The sequence below is a fragment of the Brachybacterium subflavum genome, assembly GCF_009299795.1.
GTDB classification, from domain to species: domain Bacteria; phylum Actinomycetota; class Actinomycetes; order Actinomycetales; family Dermabacteraceae; genus Brachybacterium; species Brachybacterium subflavum.
Genome location: NZ_VIGP01000001.1, coordinates 493,893 through 512,199 on the forward strand (window position 1 = coordinate 493,893; position 18,307 = coordinate 512,199).

17 protein-coding genes are annotated in these 18,307 nt (G+C 70.0%); 14 read left to right on the forward strand and 3 right to left on the reverse strand.

The features are described from left to right. Positions 1–2: 2 nt before the first annotated feature. On the reverse strand, positions 3–317 hold the full coding sequence (locus FHG10_RS02095) for a hypothetical protein (protein ID WP_152351670.1): 315 nt from the start codon (positions 315–317) through the stop codon (positions 3–5). A 245-nt stretch (positions 318–562) separates the two neighbouring features. Between FHG10_RS02095 and FHG10_RS02100 the strand changes: the two genes are divergently transcribed. The 10 genes from FHG10_RS02100 (at position 563) to FHG10_RS02145 (ending at position 12,189) form a co-directional block, all read left to right on the forward strand. Further along, entirely contained in the window at positions 563–1,549 is a 987-nt protein-coding gene (locus FHG10_RS02100) for an ABC transporter permease (protein ID WP_193636164.1), read from the forward strand. Positions 1,550–1,553: 4 nt separating this feature from the next. Beyond that, entirely contained in the window at positions 1,554–2,561 is a 1,008-nt protein-coding gene (locus FHG10_RS02105; protein WP_227487978.1) for an ABC transporter permease, read from the forward strand. A 14-nt stretch (positions 2,562–2,575) separates the two neighbouring features. Beyond that, positions 2,576–4,345: an ABC transporter ATP-binding protein gene (locus FHG10_RS02110; RefSeq protein ID WP_152351671.1), complete on the forward strand. Its 1,770-nt coding sequence runs from the start codon at positions 2,576–2,578 to the stop codon at positions 4,343–4,345. Positions 4,346–4,563: 218 nt separating this feature from the next. Then, the gene (locus tag FHG10_RS02115; RefSeq protein WP_227487979.1) at positions 4,564–6,261 is read left to right on the forward strand and encodes an ABC transporter family substrate-binding protein; all 1,698 of its coding nucleotides are present in this window, start codon (positions 4,564–4,566) and stop codon (positions 6,259–6,261) included. 186 nt (positions 6,262–6,447) lie between these two features. Next, on the forward strand, positions 6,448–7,356 hold the full coding sequence (locus tag FHG10_RS02120) for a metallophosphoesterase family protein (RefSeq protein ID WP_152351673.1): 909 nt from the start codon (positions 6,448–6,450) through the stop codon (positions 7,354–7,356). 254 nt (positions 7,357–7,610) lie between these two features. Then, positions 7,611–7,907: a co-chaperone GroES gene (groES, locus tag FHG10_RS02125; RefSeq protein ID WP_152351674.1), complete on the forward strand. Its 297-nt coding sequence runs from the start codon at positions 7,611–7,613 to the stop codon at positions 7,905–7,907. A 3-nt stretch (positions 7,908–7,910) separates the two neighbouring features. Beyond that, complete coding sequence (gene groL, locus FHG10_RS02130) at positions 7,911–9,500, forward strand: chaperonin GroEL (RefSeq protein WP_152351675.1); 1,590 nt, start codon at positions 7,911–7,913, stop codon at positions 9,498–9,500. A gap of 258 nt (positions 9,501–9,758) precedes the next feature. Further along, positions 9,759–10,445 (forward strand): hypothetical protein, encoded by a 687-nt coding sequence (locus FHG10_RS02135; protein WP_227487980.1) that lies wholly within the window; start codon positions 9,759–9,761, stop codon positions 10,443–10,445. Positions 10,446–10,516: 71 nt separating this feature from the next. Beyond that, entirely contained in the window at positions 10,517–11,428 is a 912-nt protein-coding gene (locus FHG10_RS02140; RefSeq protein WP_227487981.1) for a pseudouridine synthase, read from the forward strand. After that, positions 11,425–12,189: a hypothetical protein gene (locus FHG10_RS02145; protein WP_152351677.1), complete on the forward strand. Its 765-nt coding sequence runs from the start codon at positions 11,425–11,427 to the stop codon at positions 12,187–12,189. The genes FHG10_RS02140 and FHG10_RS02145 overlap by 4 nt, the downstream gene beginning before the upstream one ends. A gap of 70 nt (positions 12,190–12,259) precedes the next feature. Here FHG10_RS02145 and FHG10_RS02150 read toward each other — a convergent pair whose 3' ends face one another. Continuing rightward, positions 12,260–12,898 carry a TetR/AcrR family transcriptional regulator gene (locus FHG10_RS02150; protein ID WP_152351678.1) on the reverse strand — a complete coding sequence of 213 codons (639 nt, stop codon included), beginning with the start codon at positions 12,896–12,898 and terminating at the stop codon, positions 12,260–12,262. Positions 12,899–12,974: 76 nt separating this feature from the next. Between FHG10_RS02150 and FHG10_RS02155 the strand changes: the two genes are divergently transcribed. The 3 genes from FHG10_RS02155 (at position 12,975) to guaB (ending at position 17,032) form a co-directional block, all read left to right on the forward strand. Next, positions 12,975–14,195: an ABC transporter permease gene (locus tag FHG10_RS02155; RefSeq protein WP_152351679.1), complete on the forward strand. Its 1,221-nt coding sequence runs from the start codon at positions 12,975–12,977 to the stop codon at positions 14,193–14,195. Further along, positions 14,192–15,439, forward strand: coding sequence for a hypothetical protein (locus tag FHG10_RS02160; RefSeq protein WP_152351680.1), 1,248 nt, complete (start codon positions 14,192–14,194; stop codon positions 15,437–15,439). The genes FHG10_RS02155 and FHG10_RS02160 overlap by 4 nt, the downstream gene beginning before the upstream one ends. A 93-nt stretch (positions 15,440–15,532) precedes the next feature. Beyond that, a complete protein-coding gene (gene guaB, locus FHG10_RS02165; RefSeq protein WP_152351681.1) occupies positions 15,533–17,032 on the forward strand; it encodes an IMP dehydrogenase in 1,500 nt (499 codons plus the stop codon). Between the two features lie 14 nt (positions 17,033–17,046). On the opposite strand, the gene FHG10_RS02170 is transcribed toward guaB, so the two are convergent. Then, entirely contained in the window at positions 17,047–17,472 is a 426-nt protein-coding gene (locus FHG10_RS02170) for a VOC family protein (protein ID WP_152351682.1), read from the reverse strand. 104 nt (positions 17,473–17,576) lie between these two features. Here FHG10_RS02170 and FHG10_RS02175 point away from each other — a divergent pair, with 104 nt between their 5' ends. Next, positions 17,577–18,284, forward strand: coding sequence for an exonuclease domain-containing protein (locus FHG10_RS02175; RefSeq protein ID WP_152351683.1), 708 nt, complete (start codon positions 17,577–17,579; stop codon positions 18,282–18,284). The last annotated feature ends 23 nt before the right edge of the window (positions 18,285–18,307 follow it).

Genomic DNA, 18,307 nt, shown 5'->3' on the forward strand with positions numbered 1-18,307 from the left:
GATCAGGGGGACCCGTCGTTGCGGTCAAGCATCGACTCCGTCGCGGACTTCCGTGCTTCGCGGGCTTCCCGGACGAGGCGCCGCTCGCGCATCAGGCTGCGTACTCGCGTTCCCAGCAGCATGATCCCTGCCCCGAAGGCGAGCCCCAGGGAGAGTGCGGCGACCCACGCGCTAAAGAAGTATCCGGCGACCGGGACGAGCACGAGGGCGAGGAGGCCGACGGGCCAGGCCCCGATGCCCCGGTGTCCCAGCAGGTCGGAGACGACGATCGCGGCGACGATGCCGGCCACGAGCACGAGGACGTGGATCGCAGTCATGACAGGAGCATAACGATTCGGGTACACGGACCCCTGACTGTGCACGGGATCACCGATGCGCGCCACTATGGTGGGGCCGAGCGCCGTTGAGGCGCTGAGGAGTGGTCGCCCGGGAGGGGTCGGCGACCCGCGCGGCACAGGTGCCGCGCCGCGTGCGGCGGAAGCGCCTGTCGCCCTCACCGGTCGGCCCACGGGCAGTGAAAGGAATTGCTGGCAGATGACGACGTACGTCCCGAGGAGCATCCGTGGTTAGGTTCATCTCGATACGGGTGCTCACGTACGTGATCCTCGTGTTCCTGGCGACGAGCTTCGCCTACCTGCTGGCGGCGTCGCTCATGCATCCCGAAGAGGTGCTGTACCCGCCGATCGCCACGAAGCCGATCCCCGAGGCCACTGCCGAGACATACCTCAACGTTCGCAACATCAACCCGGACGTGCCTGTCTTCCAGCGGTACGCGAATTGGCTGGGCGGGCTCGTGCGCGGCGACCTGGGCGTCACCACGGGTACGAACAAGGATCTGAGTCCCGTGCTCGAGGTACTCAAGCAGAGGATCCCGATCAGCCTTCGGCTCGTGGTGCTCGGCACCGTGATCGGTACTGTCCTGGGCGTCGCAGTCGGGATGCTCACTGCGGTGCGTCGCCACTCGCTCGGCGACCGCGGCGCGACGCTGCTGTCCTTCGTGATCGTCTCCCTCCCGACGCCGGTGGTCATCCTGGTGGTCCAGCAGATCAACCAGGCGATCCAGAACCGCACGGGCTTCGGGCTGCCGGCGATCAATCCGGTCAATCCGCTGCTGCACGGCTGGGATGCGTTCCTCTACGAATCCAAGGCGATCGTGATGCCCACGATCGTGCTCGCAATCTTCGCCGCCGCGAGCTATTCGCGGTACATGAAGGTGACCACGCTCGATGTGCTGGGCAGCGACTACCTGCGCACGGCCCGCGCCAAGGGCCTGACCCGCGGCAAGGCGATGAACCGCCACGGGCTGCGGATGGCACTGATCCCCATGGGCCAGTACTTCGCCTTCGCGGTGGGCAGCGCCTTCACGGGCTCGCTCTTCGTGGAGCTGATGTTCAACTGGCAGGGCGTGGGTCGCTATGCGGTCTCCGCCGTGGGCATCGCGGACATCAACGGCACGGCCGGTGTCGTGCTCTACACCGGCATTCTGACTCTTCTCTCCGCGACGTTCGCGGACTTCCTGCAGGGCATTCTCGACCCGAGGATCAGGTGATCACATGATGACGAATCCTTCGGACATGCGCGGCACGGACGACGCCTCCGCCCTGCAGGTCGAGACCGACCATCGCGCGAATTCGGTGCTCGAGGGGATGCCGCCCAGCGAGGCCGAGCCTCCCGAGGGCGATGCCCGGTCGCTCGAATCCATCGGTCGCGGCGAGCTGCTGCGTCGTCGCTTCCTGCGCAACCCCGGCGCCCTGATCGGCATGGTGGTGGTGCTGCTGCTGATCCTCGGCGCGATCTTCGCCCCGATGGCCTACCAGTACGAACCGTTCGAGCGGGACCTCCGCAATGCGCTCACGGGCCCCTCCCAATTCCACTGGTTCGGGGTCGACGAGAACGGCTATGACATCTTCGCGCGCACCATGGTGGGCCTGCGGATCTCGCTCGTCATCGGCGCGGGCACCGCGCTCCTGACCACGGTGCTCGCCCTGATCGTGGGCACCGTCGCCGGGTATGTCAGCTACAAGGGCCGATGGGGCGCCTTCGTCGACGGCGCACTGGTGAACCTCATCAACCTGTTCCTGGTGATCCCGTCATTGCTGCTGCTGATGCTGTTCAGCCCGGTGCTCCAGCAGGCGAGCTGGCTCTGGCTGATCCCGCTGCTCGCGGTCTTCTCGTGGATGCTGACCGCCCGTGTGCTGCGCGCGATGACCCAGCAGCTCGTGCGCACGGAGTACGTCGAGGCCTCGCGCTTCATGGGCGTGAACCCGGTGGTCACGATCGTGCGCCATATCATCCCGAACATCGCCAGCTGGATCATCATCGACACCACGCTGGGCGTGAGCGCAGCGATCCTCGGGGAGACCGGGCTGTCGTTCATCGGCTTCGGCATCCAGTACCCCAACGTCTCGCTGGGCACAGTGCTGCAGGCCTACAACATCGCCGCCCCCTGGACCTGGATCCCTCCGGCCCTGGTGCTGGCGGCCCTCGTCATCTCCGTCAATCTGATGGGCGAAGCCCTGCGCGACGCCCTCGACCCGACCAGCGGCTCGAGCCGGGTCTGAGAGGAACAGCAGGAATGAGCGACCCCATCCTGACCGTCACGGACCTCAGCGTCGGCTTCGAGACCGAGGCGGGCCATGTCCAGGCCGTCCAGAACCTGAGCTACGAGGTCCGCCCCGGCGAAGCCTTGGCCATCGTCGGCGAGTCCGGGTCCGGCAAGTCCGTGAGCTCGCTGGCCGTCATGGGCCTGCTGCCGGGCTCAGCCCAGATCAGCGGCGACATCGAGCTGATGGGCAAGAAGATCTTCACGATGAGCGACCGTCAACTCTCCCAGTTGCGGGGCGACACCATTTCGATGGTGTTCCAGGACCCGCTCTCGGCGCTGACACCTGTCTTCACCGTGGGCGATCAGATCTCCGAGGTCGTGCGCATCCACCACCCTGAGGTCAGCAAGCAGAAGGCGGCCGAGCGGTCGATCGAGCTGCTGGAGGCCGTGGGCATCCCGGAGCCCCGGCGCCGTGCCCAGCAGTACCCGCACGAGTTCTCCGGCGGCATGCGCCAGCGGGTCATGATCGCGATGGCGATCGCCAACGAGCCCGAGCTGATCATCGCCGACGAGCCGACCACCGCTCTGGATGTCACCATCCAGGCCCAGGTGATGGAGCTGCTGAAGTCTGCGCAGGAGATGCTGGGCGCGGCCACCATCCTCATCACGCACGACATGGGCGTGGTCGCGGGCTTCGCCGATCGGGTGCTCGTGATGAAGGACGCGCACATGGTCGAGACCGGCGATGTCGAGCAGATCTTCTACGAGCCGCGCGAGCAGTACACGCGGAACCTGCTCTCAGCAGTTCCGCGGATCGATCAGGGTGCCGAGGGCGGCAGCGTCGCCGGTTCGGCGATGCGGAAGGTCGCTGAGGTCGCCACCGCGGAGGACTCCCGGCCGCGTGAGGAGCGGCCCGCCGTGCTCGAGGTCGAGGACCTCCACCGCGTCTACCCGATCACCAAGGGAGCCGTGGTGCGCCGCAAGGTCGGCGAGCAGCGCGCGGTCGACGGCATCTCCTTCGACATCCGCGAGGGCGAATGCATGGCCCTGGTGGGGGAGTCGGGGTGCGGGAAGACCACCACGCTGATGGAGATCATGCAGCTGCGCACCCCGCAGCAGGGCGAGATCCGCATCGACGGAAGGCCCACGGGATCGCTCAGCCGCAAGGAACGGGCGACTCTGCGTTCCGAGGTCACCCTGGTCTTCCAGGACCCGATGGCCTCGCTCGACCCGCGCATGCCGATCGGCGACATCCTGAAGGAGCCCATGCGGGTGCAGGGGTACAGCGCCAAGAGGATGAACGAGAGGGTCGAGTGGCTGCTCGAGACGGTCGAGCTGAAGCCCGAGCATGCCTCGCGTTATCCCACGGAATTCTCCGGCGGCCAGCGGCAGCGCGTGGGCGTGGCCCGCGCCCTCGCCTGCGATCCGAAGCTCATCATCCTCGACGAGCCGACGTCGGCCCTGGACGTGACCGTGCAGGCGGGCGTGCTCGCCCTCCTCGCAGACCTCAAGACCCGCCTGGGCGTGTCCTACCTCTTCGTCTCGCACGATCTCTCGGTGGTCCGCCACATCTCCGACCGCATCTCCGTGATGCGCAAGGGGCAGATCGTGGAGCAAGGGCCGACGGAGCGCGTCTTCGACGATCCGCAGCACGAGTACACCCGGGAGCTGCTCGCAGCGGTGCCGATCCCCGATCCGAAGGTCGCGCGCACGCGCAGCCGGAGCGCGATCGATGCGAGCGCGTTCCGCGGGCAGGGCGCCGGCACCGGTGCGGAGCACTCCGGGAGTGCGCGCGCCTGATTCGGGAGCGGATCGTCGTAAAACGTTGCGAATGGATAACACCCTGTGCAGTGGGGCGACGCCAACGGCCAGCGTTCGTATGCTGGTCGCACCTTGTGCACCACGTCACGTTGACCATCGGAGGTCGGAACGGGCGCCGAGGGGGATTCGACGAGCCGCCCCGAAAGGATCGGGGCGTGCGCATGAAGGAGAGACATATGCGATTTACGCGGCGTTCCATGCTCGGCGCGACAGCGCTGTCGGTGACGGGTGTGGCCCTCGTGGGCTGCAGCCAGGACAACGGCCAGGGCGGCGGGTCCGGTGGGAGCGGCGATGGTGAGGCCATTGCTGCTGACTCCAATGACATGAACCCGAAGGATCGCAGCGAGCTGGGCGAGGGCGGCGCTCTGCGTCTGTCCAACAACGCGTTCCCTGCGAACTGGAATTCCTTCCACGTCGACGGAGCGGAGGCGAACACCTCGGAGATGATGGCGCTCGTGTACCCCTCCCTCATCAAGGCCGACGCCAAGGGCGAGGTCGCCGCGAATCCGCAGTACACCAAGCGCATCGAGCTCACTTCTGAGGACCCGCAGGTCGTCGAGGTGGAGCTGAACCCCGACATGAAGTGGTCGGACGGCACCCCGATCGACTTCAAGTCGATCGAGAACGTGTTCACGATCCAGAGCGGTAAGGATGAGGAGTACCAGGTCGCGTCGACCGAGGGGTACACGCTCGTCGACAAGGTCGAGCAGGGCGACAGCGAGCTGATCGCCAAGATCTCCTTCAAGGAGAAGTACGCGGACTGGATGGGTCTGATCTCCGTCATGCCGGATTCCCTCGCGGAGTCCGCGAAGGCGTACAACGAGGGATGGCTCAAGGAGCCGAAGGTCACCGCCGGCCCCTTCAAGGTGGGCAAGATCGATGCGGCGAACAAGACGGTCCTCCTGGAGCCCGATGACAACTGGTGGGGGGACAAGCCGCTTCTCGACCAGGTCCTCTTCACGACCATCGAAGACCCTTCCGCCTCGGCGACCTCCTTCCAGAATGGTCAGCTGGACGCGCTCAACACCACGGTCCCTGCCCAGTACTCCGTCGTGAAGCCGATGATTGGCAACGGCGCGACCTTGCGAAAGTCTGCCGGGCCGGACTGGACCCACCTGACCCTGAACGGATCGAAGGGGCGGCCGCTGTCGGACCAGAAGGTGCGCCAGGCCTTCTTCCGGGCCATCGATCGCGAAGAGGTCTTCCTCTCGGTGAACTCGACGATGCCGTACCCGAAGAACCCCGAGCAGCTCAACAACCACCTCCTCATGACCAACCAGGAGGGGTACAAGGACAACTCGGGGGATTACGGCAAGTACGATCCCGACGCGGCCAAGAAGCTGCTCGAAGAGGCGGGCTACAAGCTCGAGGGCGAGAAGGCCATGAAGGACGGCAAGCAGCTCGAGCTGACCTACGTCTACAACGACGGCTCGAAGACCAACGAGGCCGTCGTGCCCGTGGTCCAGGAGCAGCTCAAGGCGGTGGGCATCAACATGAAGGTGCAGAAGGTCCCGCCGACAGACCTCTTCTCCAAGTACATCGGCGCCCAGGAATTCGACATCACGCTGTTCGGCTGGATCGGCAACCCGTTCCTCTCCAGCGGAGACTCGATCTGGAAGACCAAGGGCGGACAGAACTTCGGCAAGATCGGCAACGACGCGACCGACAAGGTCATCGATCAGGCCGCCGTCGAAACCGACCACGCCAAGCGACTCGACCTGATCAACCAGGCCGATGCCGGACTGTGGGAGCTGGCCGGCACGCTCCCGCTGTGGCAGTCCTACGACTTCTACGTTCAGAACGACGACCTGGCGAACTTCGGCGCCAAGGGCTTCGCCGACATCGACTGGACCCTCGTCGGCTACGTGAAGGATTCCGACAAGCTCAAGGGCTGATCGCGCTCCGCGCCCAGGGCCGTCCCGCGTCCGTGCGGGGCGGCCCTGCGTCGTGCGCGGTGCGGGCGGGCGAGGAGACTTCAGGCAGGGCAGGGGAGCGCATGCGCGCGCTGATCGCCGCTGCTTCGGGCCTCTGCGACTGACTCCCACGCGCTCATCGTCGACCTCCCCTCGTAGGCTGGCGCCATGCGCATCCTGCAGCTGACGGACACCCACCTCTACGGGGACCCCGCCTCCCGCCACTACGACCGCATCGACACCGCCGCCGCCCTGCGCGCGGTCCTCGCGCGCGTGCGCGGGATGGAGGGTGTGGACGTCGTGGTCCACACGGGCGACGCCTCGGACGACGGCACCGTCGCGAGCTACCGCCTGCTGCACGAGCTCCTCGACCCCTTCGCCGCATCACTCGGTGCGCCGCTCGTGGTGACGATGGGAAACCACGACCTCCCCGCCGCCTACGCCGAGGTCGCGGGCCCCGGAGACCACGGGGGTCCCTGGCAGGACCGGGTCCACGCGCTGCCCCGGGGCGGGCGCGTGATCGTCCTGGACTCGAGCGTCCCGGGCGCCGGCTACGGGCGCCTCGACCCCGAGCAGCTGGAGTGGCTGCGGGAGGTCCTCGCCGCGCCGGCCGCCGGCGGTGCGCCCGCCGGGGGAGTCTCCGCTGGGGGAGAGGTGGACGGGCCGACGGTCTTGGCGATCCACCACCCGCCGCTCGTCGGCGCGACGCCCCTGCTGCGGGGCCTGGACCTCGACGGCCTCGACGCGCTCGCCGACATCCTCGCGGGTAGCGACGTGCGCGCGATCCTCTCCGGCCACTACCACCACCCGATGACGGGGAGCATCGCCGGCATCCCCGTGCTCGTCGGCCCCGGCATCACCAACGTCGTCGACCCTCTCGCCTCCGGCGGCGTCGAACGTGCCGGGGCGCGCTCGGGCGCGCAGCTCGTGGAGATCGACGCCCCCGGCGCCCCCGGGGTCCGTGCCACGAGCGCCGAGTGGGCCAGCGGCGGCGACACCCTCGAGGACCCCGAGCGGCCCGTCTACGAGTTCGGACCCGACGTCGTCGCGCAGATCCTCGGCGCCGCCGGGCGCTGAGCCCGCTCCGTGCCGTCCCGCCGCCCCGGCCCACCTCGCTCTCGGCCCAGGGCGAACAGTCGTCCCGAGGGTTAGCACTCGTGTTGCGCGAGTGCCAGAGCGGGTTCTAGAGTGGCGTCGTTGGCAGTCATCGGCCGAGAGTGCCAGATGGCCGCCGCGACCGGGCTCCCCCGGGTCGGCACCGCGACGACGACCAGGACCGGGAGCCCGTCCAGAACTCAGGTCGAGTCTTAGAACACGAAGGAGTGAGCCGCATGTCGGTCTCCATCAAGCCCCTCGAGGATCGCGTCGTCGTCCAGCCCACCGAGGCGGAGCAGACCACCGCGTCCGGTCTCGTCATCCCGGACACCGCCCAGGAGAAGCCCCAGGAGGGCACCGTCGTCGCCGTCGGCGAGGGCCGTTTCGACGACAAGGGCCAGCGCATCCCGCTGGACGTCAAGGTCGGCGACAAGGTCGTCTACTCGAAGTACGGCGGCACCGAGCTGAAGTACTCCGGCGAGGAGTACCTGATCCTGGGCTCCCGCGACATCCTCGCGATCGTCGAGGCCTGATCCATGGCCAAGGAGATCATCTACGACGAGGAAGCACGCCGCGCCCTCGAGCGCGGGGTCGACAAGCTCGCCGACACCGTCAAGGTGACGCTCGGCCCCAAGGGCCGCAACGTCGTCCTGGACAAGAAGTGGGGCGCGCCCACCATCACCAACGATGGTGTGACCATCGCCCGTGAGGTCGAGCTCGAGGATCCCTACGAGAACCTCGGCGCGCAGCTCGCGAAGGAGGTGTCCACCAAGACGAACGACGTCGCCGGTGACGGCACCACCACCGCGACGGTGCTCGCCCAGGCGCTCGTGCACGAGGGCCTGCGCAACGTCGCCTCCGGCGCCGCCCCCTCCGCGCTCAAGCGCGGCATGGAGTCCGCGGTCGAGGCCGTCTCCGCCAAGCTCGGCGAGGTCGCCATCGAGATCGAGGGCAAGGACCAGATCGCCGACGTCGCCGCCATCTCGAGCCAGGACCGCGAGATCGGCGAGCTGCTCGCCGAGGCCTTCGACAAGGTCGGCAAGGACGGCGTCATCACCGTGGAGGAGTCCTCCACCACGGCGATGGAGCTGGACTTCACCGAGGGCATGCAGTTCGACAAGGGGTACATCTCCCCGCACTTCGTGACCGACGCCGATCGCCAGGAGGTCGTCCTCGAGGACGCCTACGTCCTGCTCAACCAGGGGAAGATCTCGGCCGTGGCCGATATCCTCCCGCTGCTCGAGAAGGTCGTCGAGTCCGGCAAGCCGCTGTTCATCATCTCGGAGGACGTCGACGGCGAGGCCCTGTCCACGCTCGTCGTGAACAAGCTGCGCGGCGCCTTCAAGGGCGCGGCCGTGAAGGCCCCGGCCTTCGGCGACCGCCGCAAGGCCATGCTCCAGGACATCGCGGTGCTCACCGGCGCCCAGGTCGTCACCCCCGATCTCGGCCTGGACCTCAAGTCCGTGGGCACCGAGGTGCTGGGCCACGCCGGCCGCGTCGTCGTCACCAAGGACACCACCACCATCGTGGGCGGTGCCGGTGACGACCAGGCGGTCGCGGACCGGGTCGCGCAGATCCGCTCCGAGATCGAGGCCACCGACTCCGACTGGGACCGCGAGAAGCTCCAGGAGCGGCTCGCCAAGCTCGCCGGCGGCGTGTCCGTCATCAAGGTGGGCGCTCACACGGAGGTCGAGCTCAAGGAGAAGAAGATGCGCATCGAGGACGCGGTCTCCGCGACTCGTGCGGCCATCGAGGAGGGCATCGTGGCGGGCGGCGGCAGCGCGCTCGTGCAGGCGTCCTCCGCTCTCTCCGAGCAGCTGGGCCTGGCGGGCGACGAGGCCGTCGGTGCGCGCGCCGTCGCCAAGGCGCTCGTCGAGCCGCTGCGCTGGATCGCCGAGAACGCGGGCCTCGAGGGCTACGTCGTCGTCGAGAAGGTCAAGGACGCCGAGGTCGGCCACGGCCTCGACGCCGCGACCGGCGAGTACGTGGACCTCGTGCAGGCCGGCATCATCGATCCGGTGAAGGTGACCCGCAGCGCCCTGCGCAACGCGGCCTCCATCGCCGCGCTGGTGCTGACCACCGAGACCCTCGTGGTCGAGAAGAAGGACGAGGACGAGGACGACTGAGTCCCTTCCCGCCCCTCGAGCGCGGCGCCCCGTCGGAGTCCCTCCGGCGGGGCGCCGCGCTGTCCGGGGCGGGCGACCACCGGCCCGGGAGGAGCGTTCCACCCGAGGCGCGCGACGCGATGCGGAGTGCTCCCAGGGACGGGGGAGCGGGACCCTAGAATCAGAACCCGTCGGCGCGTCGGCAGAGCACCCCAGCATGCCGCCGCCACCCACGCATCATGCACGCCGCAGGCACAGAGCAGGGACGAAGGGAGCGCCGTGGACCCCATCAGCTCGGACGCCCCCGAGGCGATGCCCGAGCGCGTCTACGGGCCCGCCGCGAGCGGCGTCGTCGGCACTCTCATCACCGCCGCGCTCTGCGCGGGCGTGCTCGAGTTCCTCGTGCTCACGAGCTTCCTGGGCCAGCACCTGTGGCACGACGCGCGCCTCGGCCACGACGCCGTCTTCACCCTCCCGCTGCTGATCTGGGTCATCGTGCTGGTGGTGACCATCGCGTGGGCCCTGCGCACACTCACCATCTGGCTGCAGGTCGACGAGCACGGCTTCCGCCTGCGCGGCCTGTGCCGCCGCACCCGCACCGCGGACTGGGACGAGGTGGGCAGCGTGGTCGCGATCCGCGACATCAGGCGCCCCGGCCGTGCCGCCGAGCTGCTCGACTCCGGATCCATGTTCGACGCCCTCGAGCTGCTGCGGCCCGACGGCACGCGCCTCGCCGTCGTCTCCGGCCGCGTGTTCGGCCCCCGCGCCCAGCTCGAGACGCTGCGCCGCGCCCGCGGCGCCGGGGTCCCCATCGAGCAGATCGCGTCCATCGGCGTCGAGGAGCTGCGCCGCACCCACCGCGACTGGATCTCCCTCGCCGAGGCCCACCCCAACCTGCTGCTGGCGATGCTCGTGCTCTTCTACATCGCCCACAACGCGGTGACCTTCGCGATCTGGGGGCTGTGATGGGCCGCGCCGCCCGGCGCCGGGCGCGTCGCGCAGCGCCGCCCCTGCCCCAGCGGGACGGGCTGGATCCCGTGCGCTGGAAGGTCGGGCCGACGGACGGGGCCGATGCGCCGTACGCCCTCGACGCCCTGGCTGCCCGCTTCCCCGCGCTGCTCGATCCTGCGGCCACGGCGCTCGCCTCCCGCTTCGACGCGGGCGACGTGGTGGGGGCCGACGGCCGTGCGTGGTCGGCGTCCGATCCCGTCGTGCCCGGCGACGAGCTCTGGTTCCACCGCGAACTGCGGGACGAGGAGATCGACGGCCCGGACCCGCGGATCATGCTGCACGACGACCATCTGCTGGTCGTCGACAAGCCGCACGACATGGCGACCATGCCGCGCGGGGCCCATGTGCTCGCGAGCGCCCTGGTCCGTCTGCGCCGCGCGACGGGCATCGAGACCCTCGCCCCGCTGCACCGCCTGGACCGGCGCACCGCGGGCGTGCTCGCCTTCGGCATCGTCCCGGCCGAGCGCGCCGCATACCAGGGGCTCTTCGCCCGCGGCGCGGTGGACAAGACGTACCTCGCGCGGGTCGAGGCGAGCGGGGCCGCGCAGATCCCGCGGGGTGCGGGGGAGCGCTTCACGATGCGCGACCGGCTCGAGAAGACCCACGGACAGCTCCAGACCTGCGTCGTCCCCGGAGAGCCGAACGCTCTCACCGAGGGGGAGGTGCTCCAGGTGGTGGACACCGAGGTGGGCCCCGCGGTGGGCGGCGCCGGGGCGCGCGGCGGGAGCCTCGTGCTGCGCCTGCACCCGCGCACCGGCCGCACACACCAGCTGCGCGCACAGCTCGCCCATCGCGGCGCCCCGATCGCGGGCGACGACCTCTACCCGCACGCCGTCCCCGCGACCGCGCCCCTCGCCCTGCTCTCCCAGGAGCTCGCCTTCACCGATCCCGTCACCGGTCGGGCCCGCGCGTTCCGCAGCGACCAGGACCTGCCGTGAGCACGGCCCCCGGCCCCGTCGCCACCCCCCGTCCACGTCGCAGGCGCCGCGGCCTGCTCGTCGTCGGCCCGACCTTGGGCTCCCGGTACGTGCCCGGAGCCCTCGTCGGGCTGCCGCTGCTCGCACTGCTGCTGGGTGCGTTCCCCGCCGCCGGCATCCAGGCGTGGAGGTTCGCGCGTCTGCGGGCGGGGGAGGATGACCTGCTGGTGCGGCTGCTCGCGCCCGGCATCGTGCAGTACCTCGTGGGGGTGCTCGCGGTGTGGGCGCTCGTCGCCCTGTGGGCGCTCGTGCCGCTGCTCGTCGTGCACCGCACCGTCCTCCTCGATCCTGCGAGCGGGACGCTGCGCCGGGTCCGCGGGCTGCGCACGGCAGGGGTGCGGGCGAGTGCGGACGTGATGCGGGTCGAGGCCGACGCCGTGCGCGGCGGGATCGGCGTGATCGCCTTCGCGGACGGCGAGGAGTGGGTGGTGCCCGAGTCCGGCTGGGACGCGGCCTCCTTCGACGGCTTCCGCGCGCTGCAGGAGAGGGCCGGCCTGCCCGTGCAGCCGCCGCGTGCGGTGCTCGTCGCCGCACACCGCCGAGCCCACCGCATCGAGCGCGACCGGGAATCGGCGGCCCGGATCGGCATGCCCTGGGAGCAGGTCTACGAGGCGGATCCGGCGGCGTTCCTCGCCGAGTTCGATCGCCGCCGGCGGGTCCTCGGCGGCAAGGAGCCCGCGCGGCCCGGCGACGTCACGCGCGAGGAGCTGCGCCGCCGCTGACCGCGCAGGGGCGGAGTCGTCGTCGGCCCGGGGCCGGGTGCGATCCGGGAGCGCGCGAGAGGCTGCGCGCTCAACTCCGCAGCGGATCCAGCACCGCCCTCATCGCCTCGCGCACGACGGCGGCCTCCTCGGGAGACTCCATCCCCCCGTCGGCGCGCAGATACCGCGACCCGAGAACGGCCATCAGCCCGCCGACCGCAAACTCGATCCGGCGGCGCTCGGCGGGAGCGAGGCCGCCGGGCTCCGTGCCGAGGACGCTCCGGGCCACGCGCTCGCACAACCAGTCGAAGACGACCGAGCGAGCACGGGGGAGGGCCCCGCGCGCGTCGAGCGCCGGCGAGGCCTCGATCTCCCCCTGCCGGAGGCGTTCGAGGAGGTCCTTGAGCGGGTCCTTGTCCGGCGCCTCCCGCGCGAATCGCTGCTCACCGGCCTCGAGGCGGTCGCGCACCACGGAGGCGTAGACGTCGTCGATGTCCGCGAAGTGCTGGTAGAAGGTGGGTCGCGAGATGCCGGCCGCCTTGCACAGCTGCGAGATGGAGATGGTCGCCAGATCCTGCGTGCGCGCGAGCTCCTCGAACGCGTCCTTCACGGCGGTGCGCGAGCGCAGCACGCGTGCGTCCTCGACGCCGTGTCCCGCGGCGGCGAGACCTGTGGCGTGTCGGTCCCCGCGATCGCGGCCTGTCGTCACGGGCTGCTCGCTGCTGTCCATCGTCCCAGGCTACCAGCGCGTGACGACGTTCACTAACGGTTGTCAAGTAGGATTACGGTTGTAAACAATCGTCCCTATGTCCATGCCATCACTCGCGGGCTCCGCACGTCGCGCCCCGCTTCCCATGATCCTCATGGCGATGCTGTTCCCCGTCTTCATGGCCTTCGCCTACCCCGGCTCCTATCTCTCGGCCATGCTCCAGCCCGCTCCCGACCACATGCAGCTCGCGGTCGTCGAGAGCACGGAGGAGGCGCCGCAGATCGCCCAGCAGCTCCAGGCCGAGGGCGGCGACGCCGTCGACGTCACCACGGTCCCGGATGTGAAGTCCGCGAAGAGCGACGTGACCCATCTCGATGTCCGCGCCGCGTACGACCCGGAGACCGGCGACCTGTTCACGGCCTCGGCCGGAGGAGCGCAGGCGACCTCCGCAGCCCAGAGCATCTTCCAGAAGGTCGCCGACCAGACCGACCAGACCCTCGCGGTCCACGACCTGAAGAAGCCCGTGGACGCCGACTCCACGGGCACCGGGTTCATGTACATGCTCACCGCGAGCCTCGTGGCCGGATACGTCACCGCGACCATGCTCACGAGCCTCGCCAAGGGGGCCAGGCTGCGCACCAAGCTCGCCGTCCAGGCCCTGATGGCCGTGATCGCGGGCGTGCTCACCGCCGGGGTCTGCTTCGGCTTCTACGGCGTCTACGACCAGCACCTGGTGGGAGCCGCACTGATCAGCTCCGCGCTCTTCCTCACGGCGACCGTCGTCCAGCTGGGCGTGGCCGGACTGCTGGGGCAGGCCTCGACGCTGGTCGGCATCACCCTGTTCGTGATCCTCGGCGTCCCGGCCTCCGGCGTCGCCGCCACCGCGGACATGCTCCCAGGGTTCTTCCGCGTCCTGCACCGCCTGCTGCCCTCCGGGGCGGGCGGCGAGCTCTTCCGTCGTGTCCTCTACTTCGACTCCCATGGCATCGGATCCTGGGTCCTGCTGCTGGTCACCTGGTTCCTGCTCGGGCTGGGAATGATCTGGCTGGGCACGCTGCGCTCGCCGCACAGCGACCCCTCCACGAGCGTGGTCACCGAGGAGCGCGAGCATCTGCGCGCCCACCCCGACGGCGGCATGTTCACCGCCTATGACGAGTCCTCTGCCCCCTCTGCCCCCTCTGCACCGTCGGCCGACGAACCGGCTCACGCCCCCGCCGCGACCACGGACCGCACCGACGTCGCAGAGGCCGCCGCCATCGAACACGAACGAGCACCCCTCGCCCCGCGCCACCGCGCCCAGGAAGAAGGTCTGGCATGACCGAGTCGCCGAACACCCCCGAGACCCCACGGGCTACCGGGACCCCGCAGCCCCCGGAGCCTGCCGAGACCCCCGCAGAAGCCGCGGCGCCCGGGGGTGCCGGAGATGCCGCGGCGACCGCGACCGCGCCCACCGGCGGTGGTCTGCTGCGCCGCATGGCGGCGACCCCCGCAGCCTCCGCGATCGGCGCGATGAGCGATCCCACGAAGCCGCCGAAGCCGAAGGTCGACGCGAAGCTGACCACCCGCCGGATGGTCACCGTCGGCATGCTGCTGCCGCTGTTCATGCTGTTCGTGATGCCCATGATCATGACCGGGATGACCACGAAGACCGCGCCCCACCACATGGAGGTCGCGGTGATCGGCAGCGGGGAGTCGGCCGACGAGCTCACGGACCAGCTCTCGAGCTCCTCCGGTGACTCCTTCGACGTGTCGCAGGTGAGCAGCGTGCAGAATGCGAAGACGAAGCTCGCCGAGCACGATCTGCGCGCCGCCTATGACCCCGAGAAGGCGACCGTGTACGTCGCGGGCGCCAACGGCCGGCAGGTCACCGCGACGGTCACGACGTACTTCGAGAACGTCGCCCAGCAGCAGGACCAGGAGCTCACCCAGAAGGACGTCGTTCCGCTCGAGGACGACGACCCCTCGGGGACCGCGGCCCTGTACCTGTCCCTGGGTGCGATCCTGGGCGGCTTCATGACCGGCATCATCCTCAGCCTGATGCCCGCGAGCTCGAAGGTCCGCCTGGTGCTCGGGCTGGTGATGCCCGCCGTGTTCGCGACCGGCATGATCGTCTACGGCTGGGCGCTGTTCGGCATCTTCAGCGGGGTCGCCGTGATGCCCTGGGTGATGCTGTACCTGCTGAGCCTCACCGCCTGCGCGGTCACCAGCGGTCTCATGCTCGCCATCGGCCCGGCCGCCATGCCGATCGCCATCGTGCTGATCCCGCTGCTGGGCATGTCCAGCTCCGGCGTCGCCGCGCCGCTGGACATGATCGGCGGCTTCTACCGGGGCATGCACACCTGGGTCTTCTCCGCGCAGGGCATCTCCGGAGTGCGCGATGCCCTGTACTTCGACGACGCCCCGCTCACCGCGCCCGTGCTGGTGCTGTGCGCCTGGCTCCTGGGCGGCATCCTGCTGGCCGCGCTCGGCACGATCCGCCAGAAGCGCCGTCATCTGTTCGCCATGCTCAGCGAGCGGGAGGAAGCCCAGACCGCTCTCGCCGTCGGCGCCGCCACGGCCTGATCGATCCTCGCACGTCCGTCAGGGCGCGGGCCGTGGTCAGCGCCACGTCCCGCGCCCTGACGCTCGTCTTCGACTCCCGAGTAGCATCGGTGCATGACGAGTGCGGACCCCTTCGGTTTTGTCGGCCTGACCTATGACGACGTCCTGCTGCTGCCGGGCGAGACGGATGTGATCCCCTCCGAGGTGGATACCTCGAGCCGGCTCACCCGCGGGATCACCCTGCGCGTGCCGCTCGCGAGTGCGGCCATGGACACCGTCACCGAGTCGCGGATGGCGATCGCGATGGCCCGCCACGGCGGCATCGGCATCCTCCACCGCAACCTCTCCATCGAGGACCAGGCCCACCAGGTCGACCTCGTCAAGCGCACCCAGACCGGCCGCATCTCCAACCCGGTCACCATCGGCCCCGACGCGACCCTCGAGGAGTTCGACGAGATCTGCGGCCAGTACCGCGTCTCCGGCCTCCCCGTGGTCGACGAGCAGCAGAAGCTCCTGGGCATCTGCACCAACCGCGACCTCCGCTTCATCCCCGTCGCCGACTGGGCGAGCACCCGGGTGCGCGACGTGATGACCACCGAGCTGTTCACCGCGCCCAGCGACGTCTCCCAGGAGGAGGCGACCGCGAGGCTTCGCCGCAACAAGCGCGAGCGCCTTCCGCTCGTCGACGCCGATGGCCGCCTGACCGGCCTCATCACCGTCAAGGACTTCGTGAAGTCCGAGCAGTTCCCCGACGCCTCGAAGGACGCCCAGGGCCGCCTGCTGGTCGGCGCGGGCGTCGGCTTCTTCGGCGACTCCCTGGATCGGGCGGGCGCCCTCACCGACGCGGGCGTCGACGTGCTCGTCGTCGACACCGCGAACGGTCATGCGCGCCTCGCCCTCGAGATGATCCGTCGCATCAAGAGCGATCCCGCCTTCGCCGGCGTCCAGGTCATCGGCGGCAACGTCGCCACCCGTCCGGGCGCGCAGGCGCTCGTCGATGCGGGGGCCGACGCGGTCAAGGTCGGCGTCGGCCCCGGCTCCATCTGCACCACGCGCGTGGTCGCGGGCGTCGGCGTCCCCCAGGTCACCGCGATCCACGAGGCCTCCAAGGCCACGAAGCCCGCGGGCGTCCCGCTGATCGGCGACGGCGGCCTGCAGTACTCGGGCGACATCGCCAAGGCGCTCGTGGCGGGCGCGGACTCCGTCATGCTGGGTTCGCTGCTGGCCGGCACCGAAGAGTCCCCGGGCGAGATCGTGCTGGTGGGCGGCAAGCAGTTCAAGTCCTACCGGGGCATGGGGTCGCTCGGAGCGATGGCCTCGCGCGGCAAGAAGTCCTTCTCCAAGGACCGCTACTTCCAGGCCGACGTCGAGAGCGACGACAAGATCGTCCCCGAGGGCATCGAGGGGCGTGTCTCCTACCGGGGCAAGCTCGGCACCGTGCTGCACCAGCTCGCGGGCGGTCTGCACCAGTCGATGTTCTACGTGGGCGCGAACAGCGTGGACGAGCTCAAGGAGCACGGCCAGTTCGTGCGCATCACCCCGGCCGGGCTCAAGGAGTCCCACCCCCACGACATGGCCGCGATCATGGAGGCGCCGAACTACTCGGCGCACTGAGCGCGCCGCGACCCTCACTCCGCCCGGGCGGCGGGGTCCGTGTCGCCGCTGTGCTCGTAGCCGATCAGCCAGAGCACGCCGAATCGGTCCCGGACCTGCCCGTCGGACGCTCCCCACGGGCGCCGCTGCAGATCCTCGACGACCTCGCCGTCGGCCGCGAGATGGGCGAACCACGTGCGCAGGGTCGTGGGGTCCGCGGCGCCCAGCAGGGCGAGCATGAGGCCCTCGAGCCGCAGCGGGGCGTCGCCCGCGGAGTCCGAGGCGTACAGCGCGACCGGGCCGCGCAGCTGCGCGTGGGCGACGGCGTCGCCGGGCAGGTCCTCGCGGCCCATCTCGGCGGCCGTGTGCGTGCTGAGCTCGCCGCCGAACACCCCCTGGTAGAACTCCAGGGCCTCGCGGGCGGTGCCGGGGAAGTGCAGGTAGGGCGCAGGAGCGTTCATGCGGACCGAGCCTACGCCTCGCGTCGGCCCTCCCCACACCCCCGCCGCCCACAGTCCCGAGGGCGCGGTCTCGGACGTCGGGGAGCGCGCATAGGGTTGATGCCATGAGCACCTCCTGGACGCAGGCCCCGCTGCTGGGCTTCGACACCGAGACCACCGGGACCGACGTCGCGCAGGACCGCATCGTCACCGCCGCCCTCGTCCACTCCGCCGGCCCGGGCCGCGAGAACGAGACGATCGCGACCTGGCTGATCGACCCGGGAGTCGAGATCCCCGAGCCCGCCCGGAAGGTGCACGGCATCTCCACCGAGCACGCGCGCGAGCACGGCATGCAGCCCGCGGAAGCGCTCGAGGAGGTCGCGAGCATGCTGGCCGACGCGCTCGCGAAGGACGTCCCGCTCATCGCCTTCAACGGCGGCTTCGACCTCCAGATCCTCGAGAACGAGCTGCGCCGTCTGGGGCTGCCCACCCTGGCCGGGCGCCTCGGGCACGACGTCGCCCCGATGCTCGACCCGCTGGTCATCGACCGCGGCGTGGACCGCTTCCGCAAGGGCAAGCGCACCCTGAGCGCCCTCATGGAGCACTACGGCGTGGTCACCGACGGCAGGCTGCACACGGCCGATGTGGACGTCTCCGGCACGCTCGACGTGCTTCGCGCCCAGGTCGCAGCCTTCCCGCAGCTGGGCGGGACGACCCTCGCCGAGCTGCACCAGCAGCAGATCGCCTGGCACCTCGACTGGGCGAAGAACTTCAATGAGTTCCTCCAGAAGAAGGGCAAGACGCCCGACGTGCCGCTGAGCTGGCCGCTGTGAGGAGCCCCGGTAGACTGTCACGG

Excerpts from the sequence above, each read along its gene's own strand:
- FHG10_RS02095 (WP_152351670.1), bottom strand. The coding sequence starts at position 317 with ATGACTGCGATCCACGTCCTCGTGCTCGTGGCCGGCATCGTCGCCGCG.
- FHG10_RS02105 (WP_227487978.1), top strand. The coding sequence starts at position 1,554 with ATGATGACGAATCCTTCGGACATGCGCGGCACGGACGACGCCTCCGCC.
- FHG10_RS02110 (WP_152351671.1), top strand. The coding sequence starts at position 2,576 with ATGAGCGACCCCATCCTGACCGTCACGGACCTCAGCGTCGGCTTCGAG.
- FHG10_RS02115 (WP_227487979.1), top strand. The coding sequence starts at position 4,564 with ATGCTCGGCGCGACAGCGCTGTCGGTGACGGGTGTGGCCCTCGTGGGC.
- FHG10_RS02120 (WP_152351673.1), top strand. The coding sequence starts at position 6,448 with ATGCGCATCCTGCAGCTGACGGACACCCACCTCTACGGGGACCCCGCC.
- groES (WP_152351674.1), top strand. The coding sequence starts at position 7,611 with ATGTCGGTCTCCATCAAGCCCCTCGAGGATCGCGTCGTCGTCCAGCCC.
- groL (WP_152351675.1), top strand. The coding sequence starts at position 7,911 with ATGGCCAAGGAGATCATCTACGACGAGGAAGCACGCCGCGCCCTCGAG.
- FHG10_RS02150 (WP_152351678.1), bottom strand. The coding sequence starts at position 12,898 with ATGGACAGCAGCGAGCAGCCCGTGACGACAGGCCGCGATCGCGGGGAC.
- FHG10_RS02155 (WP_152351679.1), top strand. The coding sequence starts at position 12,975 with ATGTCCATGCCATCACTCGCGGGCTCCGCACGTCGCGCCCCGCTTCCC.
- FHG10_RS02160 (WP_152351680.1), top strand. The coding sequence starts at position 14,192 with ATGACCGAGTCGCCGAACACCCCCGAGACCCCACGGGCTACCGGGACC.
- guaB (WP_152351681.1), top strand. The coding sequence starts at position 15,533 with ATGACGAGTGCGGACCCCTTCGGTTTTGTCGGCCTGACCTATGACGAC.
- FHG10_RS02170 (WP_152351682.1), bottom strand. The coding sequence starts at position 17,472 with ATGAACGCTCCTGCGCCCTACCTGCACTTCCCCGGCACCGCCCGCGAG.
- FHG10_RS02175 (WP_152351683.1), top strand. The coding sequence starts at position 17,577 with ATGAGCACCTCCTGGACGCAGGCCCCGCTGCTGGGCTTCGACACCGAG.